Source organism: Rothia mucilaginosa, from assembly GCF_019334805.1.
Lineage (GTDB): Bacteria > Actinomycetota > Actinomycetes > Actinomycetales > Micrococcaceae > Rothia > Rothia mucilaginosa_C.
In genome coordinates this window covers 1,185,870-1,208,258 of record NZ_CP079822.1, presented here as the reverse complement: position 1 = coordinate 1,208,258, position 22,389 = coordinate 1,185,870, and the positions used below count along the sequence as shown (strand labels likewise).

Genomic DNA, 22,389 nt, shown 5'->3' with positions numbered 1-22,389 from the left:
GGAATGAGCCCTTTCACCCTTCAGTGAAGGCGTGAGATTCAGGGGCTATATCTCAAGTGGTGGGGGTGCGGTCGGTACACTTAAAAGTACCGGCGGCACCCCCGTTTTTTATGGGTTGCGGCGCACAATTCGCGGCAATGCAGCCCTCCCGCGAAGGAGTTTCTATGACCAAATTGATGGCTTTCGATCTTGACGGCACGATCCTGTTTAACCGTGCCGTGGAGCCTGCCACTGAGCAGGCGATTGCCCGCTGGCAGGCGGAGGGTAACCTGGCGGTCTCGTGCACGGGCAAGAGCATTTTTGCCACGCAACTGGCGTTGAACCCGACCGCCATCCGTTTTGATTACCACGTGCTGTACACGGGTGCGGTGATTACTGACCGGCAGTACCGGGTGATTTACCATCAGCCTCTTCCGGTGAGTGTTGTGCAGGCGTGCTACGAGCATTTCAGCACCGTGGACGGCGTGGCATTGTTCGCGACCACCCTGGATAACGATTACAGCCTCTGCGACCGGGTGGGTTCGTCGACGAATATTCTGCCGGAGTTCACTCCCCTGCCGGCTGATGACCTGCAGAACCATGAGTACGTGGGCGTACCCCTGTGGATTCCGGATGCGCAGGTCCGCGAGGCGGCGTACACCTGGATCCTGGAGCGTTTTGGTGATTCGGTGGACTGCCATAAGAACCAGGATTTCTTGGATATTGTGCCGCCCGCCTGCACGAAGGGCACCGGCCTGCAGCACCTGGTGGAGTACCTGCAGTCGGAGCATCCGGGTAGCTCCTATGAGGTGCATACGATTGGGGACTCGTGGAACGATATCGACATGCACCGCTACGCCGACCGTTCGGCGTCTTTCAGCTACTCCCCCGATGAGGTTAAGGCTGTCACCACCGATTGCGTGGATAAGGCGTACGAGTTTATTGAGGCTTCCCTGTAGAAGCTGCCGAGGCGGCGTTCAGGCGCGGCGAGCGCAGAGCGCCTGCCACCCGCTTCCGCGTACTCGCCGCTTCTCTCACGCGCACTCACCGCCTACTCCCCCGTTTCACGTGAAACGTCCGCTTTCCCGTTACTCCCCGTGTATCCCCGTGAGGTTTCTATGTGCCCCGCTCAACCCCCAAAGAACCAGCCCGGCAAGAATCAGTCCCAGAAGAACCAGTCCCAGAAGAACCAGCAGGCCGAGCCTGCTCAGTCCTACGACCCGTCCAGCTTCTCCGACACCTTCCGCGCTATGGCGCGTGAATCGCTCGTGAAGAACCAGAAGAGCCGCCCGGACTCCCCCATCGTCTCCATTTCCCCGGTGCTGATTGTTTTGGGCGCCATTGCGGCGGCGCTGTACGGGCTGTGGCAGAGCTGGGCGTGTCTCATCCCGCTGGTGCTGATTCTGGTGCTCATGTGGGTTCGCTACACGATGCAGCGTCAGGCGCTCAACGATTTTGCGGAGCTGGAGGCGGCACGCACCGCATGGAAAAAGACCCGCAACCGCCAGTACCTGGAGCTGATGGCGGCGCAGTCGACGCGCATCCTGGATGAGAATAAGGCGCTGACCAAGCAGGCTCGCGCGCACGTGCAAGAGTACGCGGATTTCGCGGCACAGAAGCTGGGCACTCAGCGCTAAAGACCCCGCTGCGCTCGCTCGCCCCTCCCAAAAAGTATTCGACGAGCGTTAGTCGAGGTGAGTGTTCAGGCACCCAAAAGACCGTAACCACTCCCCTGTACGGGGGGCGGTTACGGTCTTTTATTTACGTCAGATACCCTCTGCGGGGGTCTTTTACGTCTTAGGGGTTACACCCTAGTTGGTCTTCTGTGCGGGTGCTTCAGCAGGCTCTTCTGCGGCTTCCTCGACGGACTCCGCAGATCCTTCGTCTGCGCTGTCAGTAGCCGGAGCCTCGTCCAATCGCTGCACCACAGCGGGGCGGTCATCAAAGCCGCGGCGGGTGCCTCGGGCAGCCTTCGCCTCCATGGTGTACAGCTGCTCGCGATTCGTCAGCACCACCAGGGTCATGGCGTTCAGGCAGACACCCACAATGCACAGAATCCAGCCGATCAGCATGAACCGACCACCGGAAAGCACCGCGCCGGAAAGCATCAGGGCAACAGAAACCAGGTACGCCGGGGAAAGCAAAAACTTCGTATTCACTACCGACCTACCTAGCGTGCGTTGGAGCGGGGCTTGGGGGTACGACCCGAACGGGGACGCGAGGGCAGAACGCTCATACGGCCGGGGGCACGATCAACAATCGGCTGAGATTCGGTGGGCTCTTCCTCGCGGACCTCTGCAGTTTCAGCGGGCGCGGTCGCCTCAACGGTCTCAGCTGCCTCAGCGGGAGCTACTTCCTGATCAACCTGCGCCGCAGCATCGTGCTCAACTGCCTCATGCTCAGCGGCTTCTCGTTCTTCGCGGCGGTGCTCTGCGCGCTCGCGGATACGGTTCTCCACGGAGGATTCGAAACCGTCCAGGTTGGTCACCAGTGCGGGGGTCGGGTCACCCTTCGCCTTACCCACGGACAGCACAAAGGCGAGGACGTTCAGGCCCAACGCAAGGATGAGAAGGATCCAGCCGAGCCACAGGAGCCAGGGGTTGGAGGTTCCAATCAAGAGCGCGCCGCAAAAAATTACGCCGAGGGAGGTCAGGTACGCAGGCGAGAGAGTCTTGAAGTCCATGTCTACTTTCAATGTGTTCGTGAGTTTGAGAGAGCTAACGTACGTTCACTACGTTTCCTGTCTCATTTTAGGTGATAGTTGAGGCTTAATCTGCTTCTGCCCCTGTCTATCGCCTGTGAGCTAAAGACCAGATGGCTTATCTCGGTGGCGTAGGCAGGGGCAGAAACGTCACGTTCATGCGCGCAGTGCAGGTACCGGCTAGGACGTGGGGGTTACCTCGTTGGTGACCAGGGGCGAGGCGGGCGCGTTTTCCACCACGGGGATTGCGCGGGTGCTCAGGGTGCCCTGGTGCTTCTTCCAGAGGTTGTAGCGTTCCATGGCGACCGCGCCGGCGGTCATGGCAGGAAGAATGAACATGCCGGAGGAGCGGATGCTTTCTGCCTGCGCCAGGATGTCCAGCTTACGCACCACGCGGGTCACGTCGTGGGAGTCGTAGCGGTCCTGAGCAGAAATAACCTCGTTCTGCGCGGCGACGAGGGCGGCATCGCGCAGGCGCACGAAGTCGTTCCTCTTGTCCTTAAGCTTCTCCATGTGCTGCTTGTATTCTTCGGGCAGTGCCTCGCTGATTTCGTCTCGGCGGGTAATGGCGGAGCACATTTCCTTCACGCGAGCGTAGGTTTCCGGGTCGGTGGTTGCCTTCGCTTCAGCCTGCAGCGCCTCGAGGGCTGCGACCTGCGCAATCTTGAGCAGCTCGGGTACGGCGGTTTCTTCTTCATGGTTAGCCTGCACGCCAAGGACCTTCACGAGCAGGGGCAGGGTCAGGCCGGGCAGCACGAGGGTGAAGAAGAGTACGGAGAGCATCATGACGATGGCGTCCTGGCGTACCTGTTCGGTGCCGTTGACCACGGGGATGGACAGGGCAAGAATCAGGGTCACGAGGCCTCGCATGCCGGACCAGGTCATAACGATAACTTCAGCAAAGCTTTCGGGTGCACCCTCGTGGATGGGGTTCTTGCGTCCTGCCAGCCAGACGATGGTGAACCAGATGAGGCGCACCAGGATGGCGACCAGTGCGACCAGGGCACCGTCAGCGAAGAGGCTTGCGATACGGGAGGGGTCGGCGGTGGCGATGATACTACTTGCCTGCAGGCCGATGAGGCCGAAAGCGACACCGGTCATGAGCAGCTCAATAATCTGCCAGAAGGAGGTGGAGGAGAGGCGTTCTTCCGCTTCGAGTGCCGCCATGTATTTGGTGCTGGTGAACTGGATAGCGCCGATGACCACGGCAATAACGCCGGAGGCGTGCACGCTTTCAGCAGCGAGGTAGGCGCCGAAGGGGATCACGAGGGTCACGGCGTTGCTGGTGACCACGTCGTGGGCGCGCTGGCGAACGTAGCCGCCGAGCCATCCGAAGATATAACCAATAATGACCGCGAGGATCAAGCCGAGCACGAAGTCCTTGGCGACCGAGAGCGGCTCGATGTGGTGGCCGCTGGTCATGGAGTGGATTGCGGCGTGGAAGAGAACGATTGCGATAGCGTCGTTGAAGCTACCTTCGGTCTGCAGGGTGCCGATGAGGCGGCGGGGAATGCCGACGGGCTCAGCGACTGCTTCCACGGCGACGGGGTCGGGCGGGGAGACGGCGGCACCGACGGCAAGGGCGACGGCGATGGTCATGCCGGGGACCCACCACATGGCTGCGCTGGCAATTGCCAGGGCGGAGACGGTGGTGAGAAGGACCGAGTAGAGCAGTACGGATCTCCAGCGGCGGCGCAGGGTGCCCCAGGAGAATTTAACGCCGATGGCCCACAGTAGCGGCGGAAGGAAGATTGGCAGGATGATGTCACTGTCGATGGTGATGTCCGGTCGGTTGGGGATGAAGAGCGCGGCGGTGCCGAGCAGGGTCATCATGACCGGCCAGGGGAGGTTGAGTCGGTCACCGACGCTGACCATGAACACGGTCGCAATCAGGATGATGACAATAACGGAGAGGTAAAGCATTGGTCCGGTGTTGTTCCTTTCGCGCGGCTAGGGTTAGTCGGCTACGTCTTTCTACTCTACCGGAGGGTCTCATTCCGCTTTTTGGATATGGGGGTTCTGCACCGTTTATTGTGGTGTTGTTTACCTCTGAGCCTAATGCTTTATGTGGCATATAGAGTTTTCCCCTGAATATCCTTGCTTTTCAGCAGGTTATCCAGGGGAAAATTCTATATTTGGAATATATTGCTTGGGGTAGTTACCTCTAGCGGATTACTTAGAGCCGCATCCACCAGCACCGCAGCCGCAACCGCCAGCGGGAGCTTCCTCCACGACCGGTTCGGGCTCGTCGTGGCCGCCGCAGCAGCCACCCTTTTCTTCCGTCGGTTCGTCATGGCCACCACAGCAGCCACCCTTTTCTTCCTTCGGCTCGTCGTGGCCGCCGCAGCAACCGCCACCACCGTGGGAGTGGCCGTGAGCCTCAGCCGGAGCTTCAGCGGAGGAACCGCATCCGCCCGAGCCGCAACCGCAACCACCGGCGGAAGGTGCCGGCTCCTCGTGGCTACCGCAGCCACCCGAGCCACATCCGCAGCCGCCACCGTCAACCGAGCCGCAGGCGGAGCCGCGTGCATCGCGGTGACCCATGAGGTCCACACCGAGGTCGGAGAGGTAACGCAGGTAGCCTGCGAGGGCGTCGCGTCCACCGGTGCCGGAGATAACGATGCCACCGTGACGCAGTGCCTTGAGCACCTCGTTGACCATGGGCCACTGCTCAATGTCGTCGGTAATAGTGATGGCGCTGACCACGTGCATTGCGAGGGAGGTCAGCGAGCGCAGGGACTGTTCGTAGCCTTCGGGCAGGTGAATGACCTTGCCGGGTGCTGCCAGGCGCAGGATGGACAGCACGCGCATCAGCATCATGGGTACTGCATTTTCGGGTAGCAGTACGGTCACGCCGATTGCGGAGGACTCTGCAATACGTTCGATGGTTGCCGCGAGTTCTTCGGAGTCGATATCGCGGGAGATGTCCAGAACTTCGTAGGAGTCCACGGCGATGGAGCGGGTGCCCAGCGCATCGGCGAGCGCTTCATCTTCGGTGTGGATCGCAATCATGTTGCGGAATTCGTTGCGGCGCACAACGGAGGCTGCCTCGATAAGGGCGAAGTCCTGTCCTTCACCGTCCACGAGGAGGGTGTGGATTTCTTCGCGGTTGAGGCCTTCACCTGCGGTGGCGCGCTCGATTAGTTCAGAAAATGCATTGCTCATACCGAATATTAAACACCTGATTTCGGGGCGTGTGCCCGCGAGGTTTACCTGTCTTGGCGGTTTTGGGCGGTTTAAGACGTGATTTTATGCCGAGAGCGTGGGCGTCTGCCTTTTTCTGCGTGTACTGGAGGGTTTTCGGTGACAAAAGTGCTCGTGAAACGCGAAACGTTCGCTCTGAGTGAGTGAGAATCGACATTCATTTTTGAGGTTGTGCCGCGTATTTGCGCGATTTTTGTTTGCGGTGGGGTGCACCTTGCTCAATATGTAGAGTTGAACACCCTAAAATGAAAGGGTGGTACTTTCCCGTGAAAAGATTCTAGATACCGCCTACGAGGTCTTGGCGACCTACGGTTTGGCGGACCTTTCCATGCGCCGACTCGCTCAGGAGCTTCACGTGGCTCCCGGCGCCCTGTACTACCACGTGAAGAATAAGCAGCAGCTTCTCATTCTGTTGGCGGATTACATTCTGGCTCGTGCCCCGAAGTCGATGTCTGAGGAGGCTGAGCCGAATCCGGAGGCTATTCGTGCTTCGATGATTCGCCGCGGTGATCTTCTGTTCTCTCTGCTGTACCCGATTCGTGAGTGCCCTGAGGTGGTGCGTTTGAGTTTGGCTCTGCATCCTCGTGAGTTGAAGCCTGTGGTGGCGATGGCTCATGAGTTCCAGGCGCTTGGTTTGGGCCATGCGGAGGCGCTGCGTCGTGCTCGTTTGCTGACTCATATTGCGTTGAGCCTGGTGGAGGAGTATCAGACTCTGCCGCTGATTTCGCCGCAGGAGGCTGTGGCGAGCGGCGATGTTCCTCTAATTGAGAATGCGTTTAACCGTTACCGCCAGGATCTGCTTTCTGCCATTGACACGATGATGGTGGTGCAGGAGCCCTATACGCAGGATGCGTAATCGCTTGGCCCTTCTGTTGGTTTATTAGTTATGTATGTTGCCCCGTGCCCCCTTGTAGGGTGCGGGGCTTTTGCGTGCGTTGGCTTTTGGCTGCCCTGCCGCACGCTGATACCGGTGCGGTTTGGCGGCTGAGTCGATGTTCGCTGGTTTTCTGCTTTAGTCTAGAGGTGACACGTGCTTGCGCTGATGCCCGTTGGGTGTCGGGTGCAGGTGGGGTGTCGTTTACGTCCTAGCGCCCCTTTCGGGGCTTGATCAGAGGTGTTCCATGTCGATGACCGCTACCGCCCAGTGGGCGGCTCTTCCGGACCATAGCGCGGAGATTGCGCGTGTGCGTGAGGAGTTTATTACTGCGTATGGTTATGAGCCTGATGGTGTGTGGTCTGCGCCTGGGCGTCTGAATCTTTTGGGCGAGTACATTGATTTTTTGGGTGGCTCGTGTCTGCCGATGCCGTTGCCGTATCGCACGTATATTGCGGGTGCGTTGCGTCGTGATGGTGTGTTGCGTGCGGCTTCTTTGCAGATGCCCGGGGACGAGCGCACGGTTGTGATTCGCGATATTCAGCCGGGTCATTTGAAGGGCTGGTTCACCTATGTGGCAGGTGTTGCGTGGGCGATGAATCAGGAGGGCGGCAGGGATATTATGCTGCCCGATGAGTTTGGTGCTGATCTGCTAATTAATTCTCGTGTTCCGGTGGGTGGCGGTTTGTCGTCTTCGGCGGCTTTGGAGTGTTCGACGGCGTTGGCGTTGTTGGAGCTCTCGTGTCCGGTGCGTGATGAGTGCCCGCAGGCGGATGCTACCCCGGCTGATAGTGATGCGTTGCGTGCGCGTCTGGCTCAGGTGTGTATTACGGCTGAGAATAAGGTGGCTGGCGCGCAGACGGGTGGCCTGGATCAGACGGCGTCGTTGCGTTCGCATCCGGAGCAGGCTCTGGTGGTTGATTTCCGTGATTTTTCGATTGAGCCGGTTGCGGTGGATATTGCCCAGCATGGCTTGAGTTTTTTGGTGATTGATACGAACACTCCGCATGAGCTGACGGATGGCGGTTTTGCGGCTCGTCGTGCGGCGTCTGAGGCGTGCGCTGATGCTTTGGGTCTGCGTTTTTTGCGTGATGCCCTACCGGAGGATTTGTCGTGTGCGGGTATGGATGCGCGTGCGGCAAAGGCGTGGCGTGCTGATTTGGTGGATTCTTCGGTGAATCGTGCCTTGGATGCTCTGGAGGACGCGGGTCGTCCGTGTTCGTTCCCGCGTGGTTGGGTGCGTCATGCGTTCCACGATATGACTCTGGTGGGTCGTGCGAGCTATCTGTTGCAGCATGCTGATGAGTTGGGCTTTGCGGCGTTTGAGGAGGCGGGCCGTATTTTCACGGAGTCGTTTGTGTCGATGCGTGATGAGTTGCGTGTTTCTCGCCCTGAGATTGATGATGCGGTGCAGGTGTGCCTGGATCGGGGCGCGTTGGGTGCCCGTATTGTGGGTGGTGGTTTTGGTGGCGCGGTGATGGCGCTGATTCCGACCTCTCAGATGGAGGCTGCCGCGGATGCGGTGGCGACTGCGTATGCTGTGCGCGGCTATGCGGCGCCTCGTTTTTTGCCGATGGTTGCTGGTTTTGCGGCGTCTCATGATTGGGCAGCGGGCGCTACTCCTACGGATATTCCGGTGTTGTAGGGTTGGGCGATGAGGTCTGTCATAAATCGGCGGGGTGTCATAGGGGCGTTTTTTCGAGGTTTGAACAATATTCATAGCTGGAAGTTTCCTGCGAGTTTCTGCAAATTTCCTCCGCTCATCCCCTGTAATAACGCACTGATAAGCCATAATTTTTTGGTCGTTGGTCAAAAGTGGCGCCACGTTTTCTGAGGGTGGTTTTTCTTGCCTTCGCGGGTATGTACACTTATCGACGGACGCAATCCGTGAGCTGTAAAGTTTCGATGCGCATAGTCCGGCATATGGATAGCATCTGCACTTGGGTTCTACCGTCACATACAAACCCAGCTTGTAGGTTTCGTCCACCAAAGCATCACACTCCGATTTCGCCAGCACGGCGAATCACCCCTCACCACAAGTGAGGCTTTAGAGCGCGAAAGCGCAGAAAGGAGGCCCCCGTGGGCTTCGATATCAAGGGCACCGTTGAGCAGGGCCTCGACAAGGCTCAGGAAGTCATCAACGAAAAGGCTGGCAAGGAGGTCGTCACCGACGAGCACGTTGCCAAGGTTGAAGAGGTCGTGACCGAGAACGTCTCCAAGCTGACCGAGAAGTTCGGCAAGTAAGGCGATAGCCTCCTTAGGATTGGCGCCTTACCTCGCCTCCTCATGGGGTAGGGCGCCTTTCCCTGGGTTTGCATTACAGGCTTTCACTCAACGGCTTTCACTCAACATCTCTCTCAAATAATGGGGCGTTCTGCCCCGCCTGGGTTCTTTCATTCACCGACTCACTCGGCATATTGCTCAGCTTCGGTTACCGTCTGGTAGCCTGTTTTCACTCTTCTTTTACTCTTACTCAGCACAAGTGCTCGCGCTTTCTCGCGAACTGTATACGCCCCGCATCATTGGTCCGGCAACCTTGGTGTGGGGCGTATGCCGTTAAAGCGCCGCTGTAAAGACTTCTGGGCGAGTGCGCCGCGGACGTTCGCCCTATGAGGACCTCTCCCCTGCCCCTGTAACCTCAGGCTATGCTTGATATGTCAACTTATTGAGCTGCGCCCTCAGGTAGGTTTCAGTGCCTCCTGAAGACCGCGGAGCACCCCGTCTATGGAGGAACTATGTTTGAACGTCAGCAGTCCGATCAGCAGAAGGCACGCGAGGTCATGAAGGATGGTGGCGTCGTCATTTATTGGCGCCCCGGCTGCCCCTACTGCGAGGCTCTGGATTCTAAGCTGGGCGAGCTGGGCGACCACGCTACCTGGGTGAACATTTGGGAGGATCCGCAGGCTGAGGCGCATGTGAAGTCCCTCAACGACGGCAACGCGACCGTCCCCACCGTGGATACCGGCGACACCCACTTTGTGGTCGCTGACTTGGTGAGCCGCAACAAGGTGAAGAAGCTGATTGAGAACACCCTCAACTCTAGCGGCGAGGCTTAAGATGGCTCGCCCGGCACTGAACCGCGATACGACGGTCTGCATTTCCCTGTCTGGTCGCCCGTCGAATCACGGTATTAAGTTCCACAATTACCTGTACGAGAAGCACGGTCTGGATTACCTGTACAAGGCGATGACCACCACCGATATTGAGGGTGCTATCGCCGGCGTGCGTGCTCTAGGTATTCGTGGCTGCTCGGTGTCTATGCCGTTTAAGCAGGCTGTTATCCCGCTGATGGACGATATGGACCACTCGGCTGCGGTTATTGGTGCGGTGAACACGATTGTGAACACTGACGGCTTCTTGAAGGCGTACAACACGGATGTGATTGCGGTGGCTTCCCTGCTGCGTTCGCATAATGTGGATCCGTCTCTGCCGTTCCTGCTGCGCGGTTCGGGCGGTATGGCTGCGGCTGTGGCTGGCGCGTTCTTTGATGCGGGCTTCTCGCAGGGCATGATTATTGCCCGTAACGAGGAGACCGGTCGCGCGCTGGCTGAGCGTTACGAGTACGCCTGGGCGCCGGAGGTGGGCAACCTGCGAGCGCCGATTCTGGTGAACGTGACCCCGATTGGCATGGCTGGCGGTGAGGAGAGCGAGGAGCTGTCCTACTCGCAGGAGGCTATTGCTGAGGCGCAGGTGGTCTTTGACGTGGTGGCGATGCCCGTTGAGACTCCGCTGGTTCGTGCGGCTCGTGCGGCGGGTAAGGAAGTTATTCACGGTGGCGAGGTGATTGCTCTGCAGGCTGCTGAGCAGTTCCGCCTGTACACCGGTGTGGAGCTCACCCCCGAGGAGGTTGAGGAGGCGGAGGCTCAGGCGAACTAGGTTCGCGCCCGCTGCTTCTTCGCCCCGTGAGGGGCTCGATACGTGAAAGTGCCCGGAAGGTTGATCCTTCCGGGCACTTTTTGTTCTATCCGGCGCTTCGTGCCGAAATTTTTTGTAATTACACACATCCTGGTACTTAAGGTTTTCCACATCTGTGGAGAAATCTGGGGAAAACTCTTACACCCGTGTAATTCACTCTGTGTAATTCGGTCATTCTAGCCTGTATCCACAGGTTTTTAACATGTACTCACACTCGTGGAATTACACGAATGTAGTTATACACAATGTGGAAAACTGCTGTGGATAACCCGACTCCGAGGCGGATTTCCGCGGGTTTCAGGCTCAATAGCGGCCCTTGAACCGCCGCTGCAGGCCCTGTTGCGGCGGCTCCGAAGATTCAGATGACTCGGGCTTCTTCACGAACGGAATAATCAGCAGGGTCGCGAGCGCGCCACTGACAAGACCGCCAAAGTGTCCCGCGTGGGAAATATTCGGGTGGAAGAGGCTCTGCACAACATCAATACCCATGAGCAGAATAAAGAGGCGTGCGGTGTCCTTCTGCTTCCGAAGAAGCAGAAGGACGAAGAACGCGCCGTAGAGACCGTACACACCGCCTGACGCACCCACGGCACCCCGGTAGTAGGAGAAGAGGTACACGCTGCAGCCGGCACCCACGGTAGCCGCCATATATACGAAGAGGAACTTCCACCGCCCCATCATGCGCTCGAGGGACACACCGAAGATGAAGAGGTAAATCATGTTCCACACCAGGTGCATCGGATCAGTTTGCGAGTGCACAAACCCGTGCGTGATGAGGCGGTAGTACTCGCCGTGGTGAACACGGGGACCAGACATCATGCCGAGGTTGTGCACCCAACGGAATGGAATAATCTGTTGCAGACCGTACACCACGACGTTAATCAGAATGAGCGTGTACGTAATATGCCAGTGACGGGCGATGAAGGAACGCTTCGGGCTCGAGGCGCCTCCATTGAGGTCACGGTAGCAGTCGGGGCAGACCATGCCCACATCCAGCGCCACCTGGCATTCGCCGCAGACGGTGCGGTTGCAGCGCCCACACTGGGCGTAGCTAACGCGGTCGGGGTGGTTGACGCAGACCGTGGGGCTCTGCCCGTAGCCTGCGTAGTTGGGAAAGTTCTCCACTGACCCTCCAAGGGTTGTGTGCCGGATTTTCCGAAGATTTTTCACGTATTTTCAGGCTTAGTACCTGCCGTTTTGCCATTGCTGCGGGCTCTGCTGCTGAGGAGGCTCGGGCTTATCCACAAGCGGGACAAACAGCAGTGTCAACAGCACACCACCGACAAAACCACCCGCATGGCATGCGTGGGAGATATTCGACGGGGTCATAATGCTATAGATGATGTTCGGGGCAGTAATCATGACGAACACTCGTGCGGTGTCCTTCTGCTTCCTAATAATCAGTATGGCCAAGAACGAGCCCATGAGGCCGAATAGACCACCGGAGGCACCCACCACGCTCGTTCCAGGAGCCAGCACGTACACGCCGAAGGCTCCAAAGACGATAGAGCCCAGGTACACGAGGAGGAACTTCCAGCGCCCCATCATGCGTTCGAGGGACACACCGTAGATGAAGAGGTTAATCATGTTCCACACCAGGTGCATCGGGTCGTTCTGCATATGCAGAAAACCGTAGCTGATGATGCGGTAGTACTCGCCATGCTGGACGTAGGGCCACCAGATGTTGCCATGCCTAACCACCCATTCATTGGGAATGATCTGCTGCAGACCGTACATCGCGACGTTAATCAGAATGAGCGTGTACGTAATGTGCCAGTGGCGCGCCAGGAATGAGCCCTGTGCTTTCGAACCTTGCGCCTTCGAGCTGCCGCCCGTGAGGTCGCGGTAGCAGTCGGGGCAGACCATGCCCACATCCAGCGCTACCTGGCATTCGCCGCAGACGGTGCGGTTGCAGCGCTTGCACTGGGCGTAGCTAACGCGGTTGGGGTGGTTGACGCAGACGGTAGGGGTCTGCCCGTAGCCTGCGTAGTTGGGAAAGTTCTCCACTGAACCTCCAAGAGTTGTGTACCGGTTCGTCCGAAGGTGGTGTACGTGGGCATATAAGCGCAGGGGCCCACCGGAAGAATCCTGGCGGGCCCCTGAACTATACGTGTTTTCTCAACACCTTCAGCAGAATGCTCGTATGAGCCTTCTGATGGGGTTTATTAGAGCTTTTCGATGTCGATCGAGGAGATGACAACGTCCTTGACCGGGCGGTCCTGGAAGCCGGTCTCAACGCTCTCAATAGCGTCGACAACCTTCTTGGATGCCTCGTCGGTAACCTCACCGAAGATGGTGTGGCGGCCGTTCAGCCAGGGGGTCTCAACGGTGGTGATGAAGAACTGAGAACCGTTGGTGCCGGGGCCTGCGTTAGCCATTGCCAGCAGGTAGGGCTTGGAGAAGGAGAGCTCGGGGTGAATCTCGTCCTTGAACTGGTAGCCGGGGCCACCAACGCCCATACCCAGGGGGTCGCCACCCTGAATCATGAAGTCCTTGATGATTCGGTGGAACACGACGTCCTTGTACAGGGGGGTGTTCATGATTTCACCGGTGCGGGGGTGCTTCCACTGACGGGAGCCGTCAGCCAGGCCGATGAAGTTTTCAACAGTCAGCGGTGCGTGGTTGCCGAAGAGATCGACGACGATGTCACCGTAGTTAGTGTGGATAGTTGCCTTAGCAGTTGCATTAGTCATGGCTCTATTGTGGCACGGGGCGGCGCTCATTCGCCATCTAACATGTTTTTTCGCCCCGGGCGCACCGTTGGGCGGGCTTTTTGGGCGGGAATTGAATATCCTGAGAGGTGAACACTACGCGCGCGGCGGCGTTTTCTGGTCGCTGGCGCATTTCAACCGATGGAGGTCACCCCATGTTCTGCTGCAAGAAGCGCAAGGCACGCAAGGCTGCTAAGGCTCAGGCTGTTGTCTCTTCTCTGGCTGCTGTTGAGTCCGCGCTGGAAGGCAAGACCGCTGAGATGTTCGCTGAGAAGCTGACCGGCAACAAGAAGGCCCTGAAGAAGGCTCGTAAGGCTACCGCGAAGACCGTTCGCGCCGCTGAGAAGGAACTGGCTCGTATTGAGCGTAACGGCGGCAAGCGCCCCCGTAAGGGCCTGGCATTCCTGGGTCTGCTGGTTGCTCTGGGTGTTGCAGGCGCCGCAGCCTACAACGCAGCTCGTCCCGTGGAGGATCCCTGGAAGAACGCATAAGCGCTATTCCCCGCTTTTTCTTCTCTAAAGCGTTCTGAGATAGCTTTCTGAGGCGCCGCTAACGGCGTGAGAGAGCGCCCAATAAGAGACGATGAGAGAGATATAGCCGCCCGCTAGAGTTTTACTCTGGCAGGCGGCTATTTTTGTCTGATTTTGGGGATGGGGAGAGAGGAGGCACTGCAGATAGAGCGCTGAATCTCCCCGTGCATATACCCCTGGTATTTCCCGGACATACAAAGAACCCCATGTCTTTCGACATGGGGTTCTCGGTTCAAAAATAAACCGGCGATGACCTACTCTCCCACACCCACAAAAGTGCAGTACCATCGGCGCGAAGAGTCTTAGCTTCTGGGTTCGGAATGGAACCAGGCGTTTCCCTCTTGCTATAATCACCGGAAAGTGGAGGCGAGGGGACTCGAACCCCTAACCCTCTGCTTGCAAAGCAGATGCGCTACCAATTGCGCCACGCCCCCGCGGTGCTTTACTAGTCTATAACACCTTTTGCGGCTTTACCAAATCCTCAGGCGCATTTTTTGAGTTAGACCCGTCACACCATTGAGGGCTTTAGGGAGGTTTCAGGAAATAACCTCGCCCGGCACCGTCGCCTCACGCTTCGTCAGAGCCTGCAGGGGACCACTGACTTCCTGCAGATACTTACGAATCGCGGTGCGTTGCGCCTCCTTCGCGGATTCTTCCTTCGACTCAGGATCCGTGAAACCCAGCTTGAAGGCATCCCGCTGGCCTGCAGAAGGATATTCTTCACGAGCATTCCACACCAGCGAGAACGACGCCAAAGTATTCAGTTCCTTCTTCGTGGCAGCCTTCGAGAGCACATCAGCAACCGTTGCCACGCGCGAAGACTCGGCAACACTCACCGAAATCTTCGACTGCGCGCCCGAGGGCAGGCTCAGCGCCTTCTCCGGAGCCAACTGAATATTCAGGTGAATCTGCTGCACCCGCTCATTCTTCAAATCCAGCTCAGCCAGCGCACGGAAACGCTTCATCAGGGACTCATAGTTCTCATCAATCACCACGGCATTCAGGCGCAGCTCATCCGCCAGCAGCCCCACCTGCGCGTAGCTCACATGAGTTCCCAGCGCCGCGTTAGCGGTCAGCACCTTCAGCCACTGCTCTTCCTGCAGGGTTGCCGAGTCGTTCACGCGCAGCGGGCTCACCGGCGCATCCGTCACCGTATGAGCAATGTTCTGCGGGTCATTCGCCAAGTCCACACCACCGTAGGTGACGCTCAGCCGATGCAGCGAGCCGTAGACAGACAGGTTCGTCAGCGCTGTAGCAGCCGCCGCCAAATCGGCCTGCGCAGCCTCCGTGAGGGAGAAAGAACCCACCAGACGCAGATCCTGCTCACGACGCCCCTGACCCGCATAAACACGCCCCAGCGACTCAATCTTCAGGTAGCGGGTATCGATATTCTCGCGCACCAGACGCTCACGGCGCGCCAGCAACTTCTCGGTCGAAACCACCACCGCAGCGTCCTCACCCAGCACACCGGTTGCCGCAATCTGCGGCATCGCGGCAATCACCCCGGCGGCAGCAACCACGCCACCGGTCAGAAGCAGGGAACGGCGGGGCACCACGAGGCGGCGCATCTGCCCCACGATGGCCTCTTTAACGGCATCGACACGGGCAGAGGGGGTCTTAGCGGCAGAGTCCTCAGTGGCAGGGCCTTCAGCGATAGGACCCTCAGTGGCAACGGATGCCGCCCCAGAAGAGCCCTGAGAGGCTCCCCGGGTAGAAGTATCGGGAATGTGAGAGTTCTCGGGTTCCAAAGAAGGGGAAGAAGACACAGAATCTCCATGATGCAGGGCGAGCGCAAAGCCCACCAACGGTTTGAGGGGAGTGAAGTCCCTCTAGAATACCGCCCGCACCTATGCGCATGCCGGCAACCCGCGGCGCATCAATCGCAAAGGGCATAAAGAAAACCTATGGGGTGGACTCAGTCCACCCCATAGGTCACAAGCTTCATGAGAGCTCTCAACTCTCACCGCAGTCTATTTAGTCGTCCTGCGCAGCAGTAGCATTCGGAGCCGGGATATTAGCCGACTCAGCAGCCAATTCAGCAATACGAATCTCGCCGGTCGTCGGATCATCATAGGTCACGTACTCGGTACCGCCAGCCGTAGGCTCGGCGTCCTCATTCACGTGGTTCTCCGCAATCAGGAAGCCGTGCGCACCAAGAATCTTAGCGACGCGGTCAATATCCTGCGGAGTCGGAGTATGGTCCACCACTCGACGAATGTACTCGTTAATGCGCTGGTCACTCACGTACGCCTCACCACGGGCAGCACGAGACTGCATGAGCTGGCGAACAACTTCCTGCAGCTGCTCATCGGTCAGACGCATCTTCAAAATAGCCATCACTGCCGCGCGGTCCTGCACCGGAACATCCTTGGGATACCCGACGCTCAGCCAGTCGATTACTCGAGAGATCATGCTCTTATCAGGCATCGAGCCCCTCCTTCGAAGCAGTCATCATATGCAATTTAGTGTTCACGGGATTAGTGGCCTCCACCGGTTACGCCGAAGATATTCCAGCCGAAAGTGTGGTCGATAAAGTCCTTAGCGACCCAGAGAATACCGATGATTACGATTGCTACGATAATAGCAAAAATGCAGAACGCAGCAATCTTCGCCGCCGTTCCCGGAGGCTCAATTTCAACGAGCTTGCCGTCCGCGGTGTACTCGGTACGACCAGCCAGCATACGCAGACCCAGCGCATAGAGCGCCGGAAGGCCCGCGCCAAAGAACAAACCGGCAATCAGCACCGGAATAACCTTGTTCACAATGTCCATCAGATATTCCACGACTACGAACCTGCCTTCTCAGTAGCAAGGGTCTGGGCTTCTGCGGATGCCTCAGCGCTGGTGACTGCAGCGCCTTCCTTTTCATCCCAGTCGCCAGTCACGTTCGAAGCGTCAATGTTGTCCTTCTGGGAATGACGCCACATCAGGAAGCAGAAGATCACCAGCAGAGCGAACACGGTCATTTCGCCAACAAACTGGGTGCCGGTCAGAGCATTCAGGCCGTGACCAATCAACCAGGTCAGAGCACCCACAATCGCGGCAGCCGGCAGGGTAATCAGCCAAGCAACCACCATGCGGCCAGCAACAGACCAGCGAACCTCAGCACCCTTACGACCCAGGCCACTACCCAGAATCGAACCGGACGCCACGTGAGTGGTCGACAGAGCCATACCGAAGTGGGAGGAGGTCAGAATAATCGCAGCGGATGCACCGTCAGCAGCAACACCCTGCGGGGTGTCTACCTCAACGATGCCCTTACCGAGGGTGCGGATAATGCGCCAACCGCCCAGGTAAGTACCCAGAGCAATAGCAATAGCGCAGGAAGCCTTCACCCACAGGGGGATCGCGTCATCGTTGCTCAGAGTGCCCGAAGCAACCAGAGCCAGGAAGATCACGCCCATGGTCTTCTGCGCATCGTTGGTACCGTGCGCCAGAGACATCAGGGATGCGGTCGCAACCTGTCCCTTGTGGAAGCCGCCGTGCTTACGGTCGTCAGCCACCGGGGCAGCAATACGGTAGACCAGCCAAGTGCCGGTTGCCGCCACAATAGCCGCAATGACGGGGGAGAGGACCGCGGGAACAATAATCTTGGACAGAACGCCCATCCACTGCACGCCGTCAAAGCCGATCGCGACAATAGCCGAACCAATCAGGCCACCAAACAGAGCGTGCGATGAGGAGGAGGGAAGACCCAGAAGCCAGGTCAAAACATTCCAGAGGATGCCGCCAACCAGGCCGGTAAAGACGATAAGCATCAGCGCCGGGCCGTCTGTTGTTACATCGATACGATCCAGGTTCACGATGCCGCTACCAACCGAGCGTGCCACCTCAACAGAGAGGAACGCGCCGACGAGGTTCAGGGACGCAGACAGCGCCACGGCGGTCTTAGGCTTCAGCGCACCGGTGGCGATGGAGGTTGCCATCGCGTTGCCGGTGTCGTGGAAGCCATTCGTAAAGTCGAAGGCGAGCGCGGTCAGCACCACGATCACGAGAATAATGAGTTCTGTAGTCACAAGAAAATTATCTGTCGGTTTTCGCGAAATCTAAAGTATTCCGAATTAACACGAAATAACAGATAAACCCACGGCATTGAGCGGATTTTTATGAGGGTTTTACTATAGAGCCCATATTTCAGGGGAAACTCTCCCGATATTCCGCGGAAAAAAGGGTGCACCTATCGGAATGCTTAAGTTGGTTTATGTGGCTTATGCGAGAGTGCGGGGGAGAGGGGTGATTATATCCATCAAGAGGCTAAAGTGTGTTCACCAAGTGTTCACTTTCAGGAACCTCCCAGCTTTCTTTTTGTGACACACCTTTATTATTCAGACCTCATTTAGGTCACCGAGCTACCCACACGGGACACCCCTGTGGGTTTTACGGCGCGGGGCTTTCTGCGGAGCACATTCTCCACAGTAGGGGTTTCCTACAGCCGTGCACATTCGAATATCACGAAGAATTGAATCTATACCCGCGGCGCACGCAGCACATCAACTTCGCGAGGTATTCGCATCTATTCCCCCGCATCACATCAGCAGATACAACAACTTCGGCGAATACAACAAAAAACCCCGCATCTTTCGATACGGGGTCTTTCTCAAAAATAAACCGGCGATGACCTACTCTCCCACACCCACAAAAGTGCAGTACCATCGGCGCGAAGAGTCTTAGCTTCTGGGTTCGGAATGGAGCCAGGCGTTTCCCTCTTGCTATAATCACCGGAAAGTGGAGGCGAGGGGACTCGAACCCCTAACCCTCTGCTTGCAAAGCAGATGCGCTACCAATTGCGCCACGCCCCCGTCTCAGCGGAAACCACTGTTTAGTTATTTTTCCAAGCCTTCACGACCTCATTGCTCTGGTACTTTTTCAGAACCATCACAGTAACACACGAAAGAACAGCAAGAATCAATAATTTCTTCATTATTGCCTTTCATAGTGTGGAGTGGGCGTACCAAGAATCGAACTTGGGACCTCTTCGTTATCAGCGAAGCGCTCTAACCGTCTGAGCTATACGCCCTCCTTCTGCGGAATTTCTTCCGTAGAACGAGATATAACTATACAGGTGTTTGAAGGTAACACCAAATCGAAAAAGCATGTTCTGTATCACACTTTAATATTGGGGGTTCCCGAGCATACAGAGCGGGGCATGCAGAACGGGCGGCACCGCCTCCACCAGAGACAGAACCGCCCGCACACAAAGCTCAAAAGCTACAAACTAGGACTCATCACTCAGAGTCAAGGTCACGCCACCAACCAGCTTCGCAGCCAGGTTGTACAGAATCGCGCCAATCATACCCAGCAGAGTAAAGACCACAGTGTTGACCACAGCAAAAATAGTAGTCACCAAAGCAACCTGACCCAGCGAAATCATCTGCGAAATATCCACAGTGGTCGAACCGGTACCCAGCGAGCTAATCAGCTGGTTCACACCGGTAAACGCACCAGAAGCCTGCAGGAACAGCCAGAGAATCACCGAAGCCACGACGGTCACGATACCCAGGGCAATAGACAGCAGGAAGATCAGCTTAGCAACCGACCACGTATCAACCTTCTGAACCACCAGACGCGCACGACGAATCTTCGAACGCGGCGCCGGACGCACCAGCTGACGGCGCGAACCGGTCGGACGCTTAGCGTTTACAGGGCGCTTGCCGACAGGACGCTTAGCGGTACCGCCAGGACGAGCCTGGCCCGAACGCGCCTGAGCCGGGCGACGCGCGCCAGCCTTAGCCGCACCCGAAGACTTGGATGCGCCAGCCGACGCCGAACGCTGTGCCGACGCAGGAGAGGAGCTCGCGGGAGTGCTGCTCATTAGTTACCTCCAGTAGCGGTGAGATCGGCAGCTGCCGCTTCACCCTCGTTGTCCGTACCGGGCGCCTCAGAAGACTCCGAAGCCTCGGTGTTCTCAGTGGTTTCATCGTCGCTATCATCCAGCTGACGATCCTGGTTGCGCGCAACACCAATAATAGAATCGCCCTTACCGGGCTTTGCAAAGATAACACCCATAGTATCGCGTCCCTTCGCAGGAACCTCATTCACATTCGAGCGAACGACCTTACCGCTGGCCATAACCACCAGCACCTCGTCCTCTTCATCCACAATGAGGCCACCCACCAGGGCGCCACGATCCTCAACTAGCTTAGCAACCTTAATGCCGAAGCCGTTACGGCCCTGCACGCGGTACTCATCCACGCTCGTACGCTTCGCGTAACCACCCTCAGTGACCACGAAGACGAAGGAACCCTCAGTAACCACATTCGCAGAAATCAGCTCGTCGCCCTCACGGAACTTCATACCGGTCACACCGGAGGTCGAACGACCCATCGGGCGCAACGACGCATCATCAGCGTGGAAGCGTAGCGACATACCGTTACGCGACACCAGCAGAATATCGTCCTTATCCGAAACGGTGAACGCCGAAACAACCTCATCGCCCTCACGCAGGTTAATCGCAATCAGGCCGGCAGTACGGTTCGTATCGTAATCGCTCAGGCGGCTCTTCTTCACCATGCCGCCGCGAGTAGCAAGCACCAGGTACTCAGCATCCTCATAGCTCTTCAGCTCCATCACCTGAGCAATATGCTCACCGCCCTGGAACTCCAGCAGGTTCGCAATGTGCTGACCCTTCGCGTCACGACCGGCTTCCTGCAGCTCGTAACCCTTCGCACGGTACACGCGACCCAGGTTCGTGAAGAACAGAATCCAGCTGTGCGTAGTCGTCACAAAGAAGTGCTCCACCACGTCATCACCGCGCAGCGAGGCACCCTTAATGCCCTTACCGCCGCGGTGCTGGCTACGGTACTGATCACTGCGGGTGCGCTTAATGTAGCCGCCGCGAGTAATCGTAACCACGACCTCTTCCTCAGGGATGAGGTCTTCCATAGACATGTCGCCGTTGTAGCCGTACATAATCTGGGTGCGACGCTCATCGCCGTAGCGGTTCACAATCTCGCCCAGCTCCTCAGAGATAATCTCGCGCTGGCGAGTCTCCGACGCAATAATCGCGTTGTACTCGGCAATCATGCGCATCAGCTCATCGTGGCGATCCTGAATCTTCTGACGCTCCAGAGCAGCCAAACGACGCAGCTGCATGTTCAGAATTGCCTGCGCCTGAGCCTCATCAATCTGCAAGAACTCCATCAGGCCGCTACGCGCCTCATCAGCGGTGGGGGAGCGGCGAATCAGGGCAATAACCTCATCCAGAGCATCCAGAGCCTTCAGCAGGCCACGCAGGATGTGCGCCTCTTCCTCCGCCTGACGCAGACGGTAACGGGTACGACGAACGATAACGTCCATCTGGTGATCCACCCAGTGGCGCACAAACGCATCCAGGGACAGGGTACGCGGCACACCATCAACAATGGCGAGCATATTCGCGGAGAAATTCTCCTGCAGCTGGGTGTGCTTGTACAGGTTGTTCAGCACAACCTTCGGGGACGCATCACGCTTGAGCACAATCACCAGACGCTGACCGGTACGACCCGAAGTCTCATCGCGAAGATCCGCGATACCGGTAACCTTACCGTCCTTGATGAGCTCAGCAATCTTAATCGCCAGGTTATCCGGGTTCGCCTGGTACGGCAGCTCGGTGACCACCAAGCAGGTACGACCGTGGATTTCCTCCACGTTGACCACCGCGCGCATCGTGATAGAGCCGCGGCCGGTGCGGTACGCATCCTCAATGCCCTTGGTGCCCAGAATCTGCGCACCCGTCGGGAAGTCCGGGCCCTTAATGCGAGCCATCAGAGCGTTCAGCAGCTCCTCATTGGTGGCGTGCGGGTTCTTCAGGAACCATTCCACACCCTCAGCAACCTCACGCAGGTTGTGCGGCGGGATATTGGTCGCCATACCCACAGCAATACCCGAAGAACCGTTAACCAGCAGGTTCGGGATGCGCGCGGGTAGAACGGTCGGCTCCAGGGACTTGCCGTCGTAGTTGGGCTGGAAATCGACGGTGTCCTCATTGATGTCGCGCACCATCTCTAGGGCGATGGGAGCCATCTTGGTCTCGGTGTATCGAGGCGCTGCCGCACCGTCGTTACCGGGGGAGCCGAAGTTACCCTGGCCCAGCGCCAGCGGGTAACGCATGATCCAGCTCTGAATCAGACGCACCAGAGTGTCATAGATAGCGCTGTCGCCGTGGGGGTGGAACTGACCCATCACGTCGCCGACCACGCGGGCGCACTTATTGAAGGATCGGTCCGGGCGGTAGCCGCCATCGTACATTGCGTAGATCACGCGGCGGTGCACGGGCTTGAGGCCGTCACGCACATCCGGCAGGGCGCGGCCAATAATAACGGCCATTGCGTAGTCCAGGTAGGAACGCTGCATTTCAGTCTGCAGGTCCACCTGTTCAATGTGGCCGTGCTGGCCTACGCTTTCGGAACCACCATTGCTGACTACGTCAACTGCGGTGGTCTCATTCTGGTGTTCTTCGCTCATAACTTTCTCATTTGTTTATGCTTCATAGAGCTAT

Annotated in this window: 21 protein-coding genes, 3 tRNA genes and 2 rRNA genes; 8 read left to right on the top strand and 18 right to left on the bottom strand. The window is 57.8% G+C overall.

Annotated features, from left to right (window positions below; all coding sequences use genetic code 11):
- The first annotated feature begins 164 nt into the window (after nt 1-164).
- Both LPB405_RS04730 and LPB405_RS04725 read left to right on the top strand, forming a co-directional pair.
- Nucleotides 165-938 carry an HAD-IIB family hydrolase gene (locus LPB405_RS04730; RefSeq protein ID WP_044149982.1) on the top strand — a complete coding sequence of 258 codons (774 nt, stop codon included), beginning with the start codon at nt 165-167 and terminating at the stop codon, nt 936-938.
- A 159-nt stretch (nt 939-1,097) separates the two neighbouring features.
- A complete protein-coding gene (locus LPB405_RS04725; protein WP_193389915.1) occupies nt 1,098-1,616 on the top strand; it encodes a hypothetical protein in 519 nt (172 codons plus the stop codon).
- A gap of 174 nt (nt 1,617-1,790) precedes the next feature.
- Here the strand turns inward: LPB405_RS04725 and LPB405_RS04720 are convergent, their stop codons facing one another.
- The 4 genes from LPB405_RS04720 to LPB405_RS04705 form a co-directional block, all read right to left on the bottom strand.
- Nucleotides 1,791-2,138 carry a hypothetical protein gene (locus LPB405_RS04720; protein WP_049338642.1) on the bottom strand — a complete coding sequence of 116 codons (348 nt, stop codon included), beginning with the start codon at nt 2,136-2,138 and terminating at the stop codon, nt 1,791-1,793.
- A gap of 11 nt (nt 2,139-2,149) precedes the next feature.
- Nucleotides 2,150-2,662: a hypothetical protein gene (locus LPB405_RS04715; protein WP_049352259.1), complete on the bottom strand. Its 513-nt coding sequence runs from the start codon at nt 2,660-2,662 to the stop codon at nt 2,150-2,152.
- Between the two features lie 198 nt (nt 2,663-2,860).
- Nucleotides 2,861-4,603, bottom strand: coding sequence for a cation:proton antiporter (locus LPB405_RS04710; RefSeq protein WP_219100320.1), 1,743 nt, complete (start codon nt 4,601-4,603; stop codon nt 2,861-2,863).
- A gap of 249 nt (nt 4,604-4,852) precedes the next feature.
- The gene (locus tag LPB405_RS04705; RefSeq protein ID WP_219100318.1) at nt 4,853-5,845 is read right to left on the bottom strand and encodes a biotin synthase; all 993 of its coding nucleotides are present in this window, start codon (nt 5,843-5,845) and stop codon (nt 4,853-4,855) included.
- 292 nt (nt 5,846-6,137) lie between these two features.
- Here LPB405_RS04705 and LPB405_RS04700 point away from each other — a divergent pair, with 292 nt between their 5' ends.
- The 5 genes from LPB405_RS04700 to LPB405_RS04680 all read left to right on the top strand — a co-directional run bounded on the left by LPB405_RS04700 (nt 6,138) and on the right by LPB405_RS04680 (nt 10,634).
- Nucleotides 6,138-6,740, top strand: a complete 603-nt coding sequence (locus tag LPB405_RS04700; RefSeq protein ID WP_049338650.1) for a TetR/AcrR family transcriptional regulator — start codon at nt 6,138-6,140, stop codon at nt 6,738-6,740.
- A gap of 265 nt (nt 6,741-7,005) precedes the next feature.
- On the top strand, nt 7,006-8,403 hold the full coding sequence (locus LPB405_RS04695) for a galactokinase (RefSeq protein ID WP_219100316.1): 1,398 nt from the start codon (nt 7,006-7,008) through the stop codon (nt 8,401-8,403).
- A gap of 434 nt (nt 8,404-8,837) precedes the next feature.
- Entirely contained in the window at nt 8,838-9,002 is a 165-nt protein-coding gene (locus LPB405_RS04690) for a hypothetical protein (protein ID WP_005504128.1), read from the top strand.
- A gap of 491 nt (nt 9,003-9,493) precedes the next feature.
- The gene (locus tag LPB405_RS04685) at nt 9,494-9,814 is read left to right on the top strand and encodes a glutaredoxin domain-containing protein (RefSeq protein WP_049338656.1); all 321 of its coding nucleotides are present in this window, start codon (nt 9,494-9,496) and stop codon (nt 9,812-9,814) included.
- Between the two features lies 1 nt (nt 9,815).
- Nucleotides 9,816-10,634 carry a shikimate 5-dehydrogenase gene (locus tag LPB405_RS04680; RefSeq protein ID WP_049352252.1) on the top strand — a complete coding sequence of 273 codons (819 nt, stop codon included), beginning with the start codon at nt 9,816-9,818 and terminating at the stop codon, nt 10,632-10,634.
- Nucleotides 10,635-10,976: 342 nt separating this feature from the next.
- Here LPB405_RS04680 and LPB405_RS04675 read toward each other — a convergent pair whose 3' ends face one another.
- The 3 genes from LPB405_RS04675 to LPB405_RS04665 all read right to left on the bottom strand — a co-directional run bounded on the left by LPB405_RS04675 (nt 10,977) and on the right by LPB405_RS04665 (nt 13,366).
- On the bottom strand, nt 10,977-11,798 hold the full coding sequence (locus LPB405_RS04675; protein WP_049338658.1) for a rhomboid family intramembrane serine protease: 822 nt from the start codon (nt 11,796-11,798) through the stop codon (nt 10,977-10,979).
- A gap of 57 nt (nt 11,799-11,855) precedes the next feature.
- Nucleotides 11,856-12,680: a rhomboid family intramembrane serine protease gene (locus tag LPB405_RS04670; RefSeq protein ID WP_219100314.1), complete on the bottom strand. Its 825-nt coding sequence runs from the start codon at nt 12,678-12,680 to the stop codon at nt 11,856-11,858.
- A 158-nt stretch (nt 12,681-12,838) separates the two neighbouring features.
- Nucleotides 12,839-13,366, bottom strand: coding sequence for a peptidylprolyl isomerase (locus tag LPB405_RS04665; protein ID WP_219100311.1), 528 nt, complete (start codon nt 13,364-13,366; stop codon nt 12,839-12,841).
- Between the two features lie 173 nt (nt 13,367-13,539).
- Between LPB405_RS04665 and LPB405_RS04660 the strand changes: the two genes are divergently transcribed.
- Nucleotides 13,540-13,875, top strand: coding sequence for a hypothetical protein (locus LPB405_RS04660; RefSeq protein WP_049345994.1), 336 nt, complete (start codon nt 13,540-13,542; stop codon nt 13,873-13,875).
- Between the two features lie 280 nt (nt 13,876-14,155).
- Here LPB405_RS04660 and rrf (LPB405_RS04655) read toward each other — a convergent pair.
- The 11 genes from rrf (LPB405_RS04655) to gyrA all read right to left on the bottom strand — a co-directional run bounded on the left by rrf (LPB405_RS04655) (nt 14,156) and on the right by gyrA (nt 22,355).
- Nucleotides 14,156-14,272: ribosomal RNA gene (rrf, locus tag LPB405_RS04655) — 5S ribosomal RNA — on the bottom strand.
- A gap of 3 nt (nt 14,273-14,275) precedes the next feature.
- A tRNA-Ala gene (locus LPB405_RS04650) sits at nt 14,276-14,348 on the bottom strand.
- 102 nt (nt 14,349-14,450) lie between these two features.
- Nucleotides 14,451-15,680 (bottom strand): acetamidase, encoded by a 1,230-nt coding sequence (locus tag LPB405_RS04645; protein WP_257604843.1) that lies wholly within the window; start codon nt 15,678-15,680, stop codon nt 14,451-14,453.
- A gap of 208 nt (nt 15,681-15,888) precedes the next feature.
- Nucleotides 15,889-16,341 (bottom strand): DUF3349 domain-containing protein, encoded by a 453-nt coding sequence (locus tag LPB405_RS04640; RefSeq protein WP_012902638.1) that lies wholly within the window; start codon nt 16,339-16,341, stop codon nt 15,889-15,891.
- Between the two features lie 50 nt (nt 16,342-16,391).
- Nucleotides 16,392-16,685, bottom strand: a complete 294-nt coding sequence (locus LPB405_RS04635) for a hypothetical protein (RefSeq protein ID WP_044149971.1) — start codon at nt 16,683-16,685, stop codon at nt 16,392-16,394.
- A 14-nt stretch (nt 16,686-16,699) separates the two neighbouring features.
- On the bottom strand, nt 16,700-17,929 hold the full coding sequence (locus LPB405_RS04630; RefSeq protein WP_219100307.1) for an inorganic phosphate transporter: 1,230 nt from the start codon (nt 17,927-17,929) through the stop codon (nt 16,700-16,702).
- Nucleotides 17,930-18,519: 590 nt separating this feature from the next.
- Nucleotides 18,520-18,636, bottom strand: a 5S ribosomal RNA gene (rrf, locus tag LPB405_RS04625).
- A gap of 3 nt (nt 18,637-18,639) precedes the next feature.
- Nucleotides 18,640-18,712, bottom strand: a tRNA-Ala gene (locus LPB405_RS04620).
- 144 nt (nt 18,713-18,856) lie between these two features.
- Nucleotides 18,857-18,930: transfer RNA gene (locus LPB405_RS04615), tRNA-Ile, on the bottom strand.
- Nucleotides 18,931-19,128: 198 nt separating this feature from the next.
- Nucleotides 19,129-19,725, bottom strand: a complete 597-nt coding sequence (locus tag LPB405_RS04610) for a DUF3566 domain-containing protein (protein ID WP_012902635.1) — start codon at nt 19,723-19,725, stop codon at nt 19,129-19,131.
- Nucleotides 19,725-22,355, bottom strand: a complete 2,631-nt coding sequence (gyrA, locus tag LPB405_RS04605; RefSeq protein ID WP_219100305.1) for a DNA gyrase subunit A — start codon at nt 22,353-22,355, stop codon at nt 19,725-19,727. Before gyrA ends, LPB405_RS04610 begins: the two co-directional genes overlap by 1 nt.
- Between the last annotated feature and the right edge of the window lie 34 nt (nt 22,356-22,389).